At 55.1% G+C, this 6,041-nt stretch carries 6 protein-coding genes; 2 read left to right on the top strand and 4 right to left on the bottom strand.

From position 1 onward, the window contains the following. Positions 1-648: 648 nt before the first annotated feature. On the top strand, positions 649-1,782 hold the full coding sequence (locus tag JANGC3_RS32045; protein ID WP_198292126.1) for a sensor histidine kinase: 1,134 nt from the start codon (positions 649-651) through the stop codon (positions 1,780-1,782). Positions 1,783-1,799: 17 nt separating this feature from the next. On the opposite strand, the gene JANGC3_RS32050 is transcribed toward JANGC3_RS32045, so the two are convergent. Then, positions 1,800-2,126: a mobilization protein gene (locus JANGC3_RS32050; protein ID WP_198292127.1), complete on the bottom strand. Its 327-nt coding sequence runs from the start codon at positions 2,124-2,126 to the stop codon at positions 1,800-1,802. Between the two features lie 184 nt (positions 2,127-2,310). Here JANGC3_RS32050 and mobQ point away from each other — a divergent pair, with 184 nt between their 5' ends. Beyond that, on the top strand, positions 2,311-3,357 hold the full coding sequence (mobQ, locus tag JANGC3_RS0127865; protein WP_026133616.1) for a MobQ family relaxase: 1,047 nt from the start codon (positions 2,311-2,313) through the stop codon (positions 3,355-3,357). Between the two features lie 464 nt (positions 3,358-3,821). Here the strand turns inward: mobQ and JANGC3_RS0127870 are convergent, their stop codons facing one another. The 3 genes from JANGC3_RS0127870 to JANGC3_RS0127885 are packed head-to-tail and all read right to left on the bottom strand — an operon-like array spanning position 3,822 to position 5,640. Then, a complete protein-coding gene (locus tag JANGC3_RS0127870) occupies positions 3,822-4,436 on the bottom strand; it encodes a hypothetical protein (protein WP_157407096.1) in 615 nt (204 codons plus the stop codon). Then, positions 4,436-4,831 carry an antitoxin VbhA family protein gene (locus tag JANGC3_RS33445; protein ID WP_017879780.1) on the bottom strand — a complete coding sequence of 132 codons (396 nt, stop codon included), beginning with the start codon at positions 4,829-4,831 and terminating at the stop codon, positions 4,436-4,438. The genes JANGC3_RS0127870 and JANGC3_RS33445 overlap by 1 nt, the downstream gene beginning before the upstream one ends. Next, complete coding sequence (locus JANGC3_RS0127885; protein WP_017879781.1) at positions 4,831-5,640, bottom strand: RepB family plasmid replication initiator protein; 810 nt, start codon at positions 5,638-5,640, stop codon at positions 4,831-4,833. The genes JANGC3_RS33445 and JANGC3_RS0127885 overlap by 1 nt, the downstream gene beginning before the upstream one ends. Between the last annotated feature and the right edge of the window lie 401 nt (positions 5,641-6,041).

The following is a 6,041-nucleotide window of genomic DNA, read 5'->3' on the forward strand; positions in this document are numbered from 1 at the left end:
CCGCCTCACCCCGGCAAGCCGGGGCTACGGGTACCTGCTTACCGTGAGCGCCTGCCGAAACCCCGCGCCCTCACGGGACGCGGCAGCAGGCTTGACCAGGCTGCGCAGCTGTCCGTTACCCCTGCTTGTAGGTCGATGGTAGGTGAGAATTTCGACATGTCGAAATTTTGGAGCGGCCAGGGGAGTGCTGTTGGGGTTGGTTTTCCGGTTTTCGATTTATCGGGGTAAAAAGTTAACCGGGCGTGCCGATGGCTTTTTCATCGGTGCGCAAGCAAGCGGGGACGCCCGCGCGCTAAGGTGTCGAGTTGGCCTTTGAGCTTGCTACGTACCCTCCGGCTAGACCGAAGTTGATATGTAACCTGGCGTGATGAACTTAGGTTGGCATTGCGTGTCGAGGCAAGCTAATTTTGAAAATGCAGCCGATGGCAGGAAGATTTTCAACTGTCAGTGTCCCGCTGTTTGCATTCACACTTTGCTTTGCGATTGTGAGTCCTAAGTCGATGCCGGTTCTGTTTTCACCCGATTGGGAAAACGGGAGGAACATGCTTGCAGCCATACCTGGACTCAGGCCGCTGGTCCCTGATGTATCATGAAGAATCGTCAAGATTGCTTTGCACATCTGCGGTTTCATGCTTGAGGAGTGTTTTTATGTTGCATCACTTTTTGGCTAACAACCGTGACGAACTGGCGAAAAGGTGTCGTGACAAGGTAGGGAATCGTCCCGGTCGTTCAGCGACAGAAGTACAGCTTCAAGACGGTATTCCTTTACTTATCGATCAATTGATCAGAACCCTCCGAGTTGAACAAAGTTCCGAACCACTCAAAAGTGAGTTGATTTCTGGCCCAGCGGGTGGCGGCGTTGCGCTTTCAGAAGTGGGTGCCTCAGCTGCTCAACACGGGAAAGACTTGCTGGGACTAGGACTAACTGTGGATCAGGTTGTGCATGACTATGGTGATCTTTGTCAGTCAATCACGGATCTAGCTGTCGAGCGTGATGCTCCTTTTTCCGTTGATGAGTTCCGTACTTTAAATCGCTGCTTGGACAATGCCATTTCCGATGCTGTGACGGAATTTAGCTTTCAAAGAGATGCCCTTCAAGTAGCTAAAAATGCAGAGGAAAATAATCGACGGATGGGGTTTTTCGTCCACGAGCTTCGAAATCTGCTAGGAACGGCTTCACTCGCTTTTGCAGCCGCTGAAGCAGGCAATCTCAGCTTGACGGGTGCTACTGGTTCGATCCTCAAGCGTAGTCTCAGTAGCCTTCATAAGCTTATTACGGCCACAGTAGAAGATGTGCGTATATTCGAACCTGATGGTACGGCGTTGGACTCTTTCTCTCTTGCTGAGTTCATCGCAAAAATTTACGACGGCGCTACGTTATCTGCAAAAGCATACGGTTGCTCACTTCGTATGCTTCCGGTTGATATTGATCTGGCTGTCCGAGGTACGCAGGATTTGCTAATCGCCGCTGTAGCTAACTTGCTGCAAAACGCTTTCAAATTTACACAGCCAGGTTCAGAAGTGTTGTTAACGGCTTACGCGCAAGGTGATCGAATACTCATCGACGTAAAAGATCATTGCGGTGGTTTGAAGGTAGGGACTACTGAGACAATTTTTTTGCCTTTTTCCCAGGTTGGTACAGATCGCACAGGAATCGGATTAGGTCTTACCATCGCAAGAAAAACTGTCGAAGCCAACAAAGGCACCCTTACAGTCCACAATATTGAGGGCATTGGTTGTGTCTTTACGATTAATCTACCTCGCCATAGCATGCCCACTTGATAGGGTTGGACATTCCCTCATGATGCGACTTTCTCATTCACGGGAAGGTCAAATAGAGCACGATCATCCGTCCGAGTAAGTTGCTGACCCATCATTTCGAGCATTTTGTCTTTAGGCCATTCTCCACGCTCGACCTTGGCGAGAATAGCGGCACCGACAAGAATTTTTCGGCGGGTGTCAGCTGCCCGGTTTTGCTTGCTCTCTGCGGCTTTTACACGTGCTTCGGCTTTCTGCTTAAGCGCCTTAGCCTGTTTGAGTTTTTCTTCTAAGTCTTTGACGCGCTGTTGTGCTTTCTCGATTGGCGTTAAGTTCTTGGTTTCTGGTTTTTCGGTGGCGGTTGTCATGCTGGCCTTCGGTGTGGGGTTGAGCTTGCATTCTATAGCAGCGGATTATGTCACGTAAAGCCAGCTATAATGGAGGTGGCGAATAGCCCAGCGAATAGCGAAAGCGATAGAGCAAGGGCGCACTTAGGAGTTGGCTGCGCCAACTCGTGCGGTCGCTACGCGACAAAGGAAGAAACGATACCACATGGCAATCTACCACCTCAGCGTAAAAGCGATATCGCGGTCAGCCGGTCGAAGTTCGACCGCCGCCGCCGCCTATCGCGCTGGGTGTGAGATTACTGACAAGCGTACCGGCGAGGTCCATGATTACACCCGTAAGGGTGGCATCGCCTCGACGGATATGGTGTTGCCAGATGGTGCGCCAGAATGGGCGACGGATCGGTCAGCGGTGTGGAACGCTGCCGAAGCTGCCGAGCGCCGCAAGGATGCGTGCGTGGCTCGTGAGTTCGAGGTGGCCTTGCCTGATGAGCTGTCGCCCGACGAGCGGCGACGGCTGGCGGTGGACTTCGCCAAGGAGATGGCGAATGCGGAAGGCTGCGCCGTGGATGTGTCGATTCACGCACCAGGTAAGGAGGGCGATAGCCGCAACCACCACGCCCATATCCTTCGCACCACCCGAAAGGTGGGGTCAGAGGGATTGACCGACAAGCTCGACACCGAGAAGGCAGGGCGCAACCGCGCCGCCGACCTCGATGCAGTCCGCACCAGGTGGGCCGTGCTGACAAATGAGCGCTTGCGAGAAAACGGCATCGACGTGCAGGTCGATCATCGCAGCCTGAAAGATCAGGGCATCGACCGGACACCGACAAGCCACTTGGGTATTTTCGTCACCAGCATGGAGCGGCGTGGCGTCAGAACCGAAGTGGGGAAGCGCATTGAGGAAGAGGTGGCCGCCCGGTTGCTTGAGGCCCGTGCCCAGGGCATCCAGGAACGCGAGCTGGCCCAAGTCAATCGAAGCATCATCGACCTATCGGGCGACTTAGCCGCAGCCAAGCGGGAATGCAACGCCGTGGAGGTGCTCAGCAAGGGGGCCGCTGACTTCCACGCGAAATTCATGGCCGACCGATCAGCGAAGGCCGAAGCGGAGCGCCGCGCCGAGCTGGTACGCCAGGCTGTGGAATTCGCCCAGGGCGAAGCCAGGCGCAAGGTCGAACTGGAAAAGGTTGCCCAAGAGCGGCAGCGGGACGCGCTGCCAGGACCAAAGAAGGATGGGCCAGATTTTAGCCGGTGAATTTAGCGCGCTAAAGACTGATGAACGCTACGAGACAGTGACTTTACCAAATCTCGCACTACGACCTGCATTGCTTCAGGTAAATCCAAAATATCGTGAATCAAGACCAAGGCCGATCTTGGCAATTCACCTGGTAGGGACCCTGACTCATCTCTGCCGGTATAGCCGCTATCCTCGCCAAACCGAAGCCAGGCAGGGCTAACCTGTAACCAGGAAGCTAGTAAAACTATCTTCGATTGGGTTGGTATTGCCTCACTGATCAACCACTTCCGTGCAGCGTGAACAGTAACTTTGTTTGCCTCTCCGGAGCGATGGTTGAAATGGCGTGATAACTCGGTAGGGGTAACCGGGACCGCAGCCGATTCCAAAGAAGATTTTAGCCGCTCAGAAAAGGCAAGTCGGTGATCGACAGTTGTGGATTTTGATGTCATCAGAATGGAAAGTAATTTACGGATCAATTGAATTCAGTAGCCAAGCGGGATAACAAACCGGTTTTTGTTGTCTTCGCTAACCCATGCCCCTTGGAAGTCTGATTGTATCGGTGCACTACCCTGTTTGGGTGTGATCTGCACGCACAGTCGGTTGGCGGGGCCGCACGTGGAAAGCTTGATGCGCCCGCCGCGCTTGGCCAGATCCGCGATGTTGGCCTCCAGTTCGGCCTTCTCGAGGCGCAGCGCGGCTTTCTCCACGCGCAGGTCTGTGATTTGGCTCTGCGTAAAGTAGCCGATCGCGTAGTTGGTGAGCACCGCGGCCGCGCCAACCAGGATGAACACCAGGGCAAACTGCCAGGTGAGCCAGGCGCCGGCGGTGCGCACCTTGCCGGCGGCGACATCGAGGGCACCAGTAGCCGCATCAAAGGCCGTTTGAGCCGTTTTGGGTGCTTGTGCAAGGGTTTCTGTCACTGCCTTAGCTGCGGCGTCCCCTGCGGCCTTCTGGATGCTCCTGGATGTGTTTTGTAGTGCCTCGATGGTTGCGCTTAGCTGTGCACGTTCTTTGGCAAGCTCGTTTAGTGCGTCAGTGGCCGCTTCCTGCTGCTTGAGCGCCATGCCGTACAGTGCTCCCAGGTCTTCGGCATCCATCACGTTTCCCCTTTGGCGTGACTCGGCAAGCCTTTGACAAACTCATCGAGGCCCATGCCACCGTCGACGAAGCGGCGCATGCGATCCTGCTCTGCTTCCGATATCGTGAAGCCAGATAGCCCCACATTGGCAAGGGCGAATTCGACAGCTGCTCGGCGGCGCTGAAGCTCTTGGGCATTTGGATCAGCCACAACCGTGTCCCTGGAATCAAGCCAGGCGTACGCCTCCTCTTCGGCATCGAAGTGGGCAAGCCGCAAAGCGTCAGTTTCATTGTCCGCGAATTCAGATGGCGGGAACACGCCGCCCCCGACCTCGACGTCATCTTCCAGGAGGCGCAGCCGCCAGCCGCCGCCCAGCTCGACCGGGCGTGGGAGAATTTCATAGGTGAATTGCATCAAAAATCCTCGTTATCGTCTTGTGTAGTGGTGGGGATACGCTGTTGGCCGTTAGCCTCCAGCTTCTCCCTGACGGCCTGATCGCTGGTCGTGCTGGTAGCTTTGGCCTTACGTTCCTTGTCCTTGATCTTGAACACAAAGTCCGTGATGGCGCGGCCCGTCTTCTTGGCTTTGTAGCTCACTGTGATGTCACTGTGCTTGTTGATCTGCTCGACTGATGGCTCGATGATGCGCTTAATGAAATCGGCGGTCAGTTTGTACTCGCCTGGCTCCAGCTGGAGCGCTTCACGCAGCCACACCAAGTTAAGCGTGCGTGTACCCACGTCCTTGTGCTGGGCCAGTAGCTCGTATATGCGTACGCCATGCGCGCTGGTCATGTGACCGACCTTCTCCAGCTGGTAAGACGTGAACTCAACCTCCAGGCGCGTGATGTACTTGATGACCTCTGGAGTAAACACGATCTGAATGTGTCCTGCGCCGTCGATGTACGCCTTCTCGCTAAGCCAGCGCGTCTCTCGCACCCGCGCCTTCTTCGTAGCCGGGTCGGTGTCGTGAATCGTGACACTGCGGCTGTAGAGGGCGTTCATGGCTTCCTTGAGCTGGCCGTAAACGCTCCCCTTCTCCACGCTAGGGAACTGCTTTAGGAAGCTGTCAGCAGTGATCGTGATCGGCAGATCAGGGAACAACCCCTTCTGTTCCTCACGGCACCGGCAGATCGCGTACAGGATGATGCGCTGCTCGTTCAAGCCCAGCCGGTAGCTGGCTTCGATCAAGCGATTCGACTTTACGACAAGCTCAGTTTTCTTCATCACGGCTCAAATGACATTATCAGGAAATGTCATTCTACAGACTTTAAATGACACGTCAATTAGAGTCATAGTTAACCGGAAAAATGTCATAGTTAACCGGAAAAATGTCATAGTTAGGTCTGCAACCTCATGAATTTAAAAGGGAATTCGGAGCGTAAAAGGACTTAAAAGCTACTCCCGACGCTTACGCGTGTAGGTCGCACTTCTCTAGGCCCCCTGAGGGGGCAGGAAAAGGCCCCCGCGTAACGCGACGGCCAGCAGCCGGATTCGCAGACCTTCGGCGGGATACGCCCTGCCCTACGGGCACACCTACCGGTGCGGGGGCTACCGCCTCACCCCGGCAAGCCGGGGCTACGGGTACCTGCTTACCGTGAGCGCCTGCCGAAACCCCGCGCCCTCAC

It is taken from the genome of Janthinobacterium sp. CG3 (assembly GCF_000344615.1).
Taxonomy (GTDB): domain Bacteria; phylum Pseudomonadota; class Gammaproteobacteria; order Burkholderiales; family Burkholderiaceae_D; genus Janthinobacterium.

What these genes read in the sequence shown, in the direction of transcription:
- JANGC3_RS32045 (WP_198292126.1), top strand. Translation starts at nt 649, where the DNA reads ATGTTGCATCACTTTTTGGCTAACAACCGTGACGAACTGGCGAAAAGG.
- JANGC3_RS32050 (WP_198292127.1), bottom strand. Translation starts at nt 2,126, where the DNA reads ATGACAACCGCCACCGAAAAACCAGAAACCAAGAACTTAACGCCAATC.
- mobQ (WP_026133616.1), top strand. Translation starts at nt 2,311, where the DNA reads ATGGCAATCTACCACCTCAGCGTAAAAGCGATATCGCGGTCAGCCGGT.
- JANGC3_RS0127870 (WP_157407096.1), bottom strand. Translation starts at nt 4,436, where the DNA reads ATGGATGCCGAAGACCTGGGAGCACTGTACGGCATGGCGCTCAAGCAG.
- JANGC3_RS33445 (WP_017879780.1), bottom strand. Translation starts at nt 4,831, where the DNA reads ATGCAATTCACCTATGAAATTCTCCCACGCCCGGTCGAGCTGGGCGGC.
- JANGC3_RS0127885 (WP_017879781.1), bottom strand. Translation starts at nt 5,640, where the DNA reads ATGAAGAAAACTGAGCTTGTCGTAAAGTCGAATCGCTTGATCGAAGCC.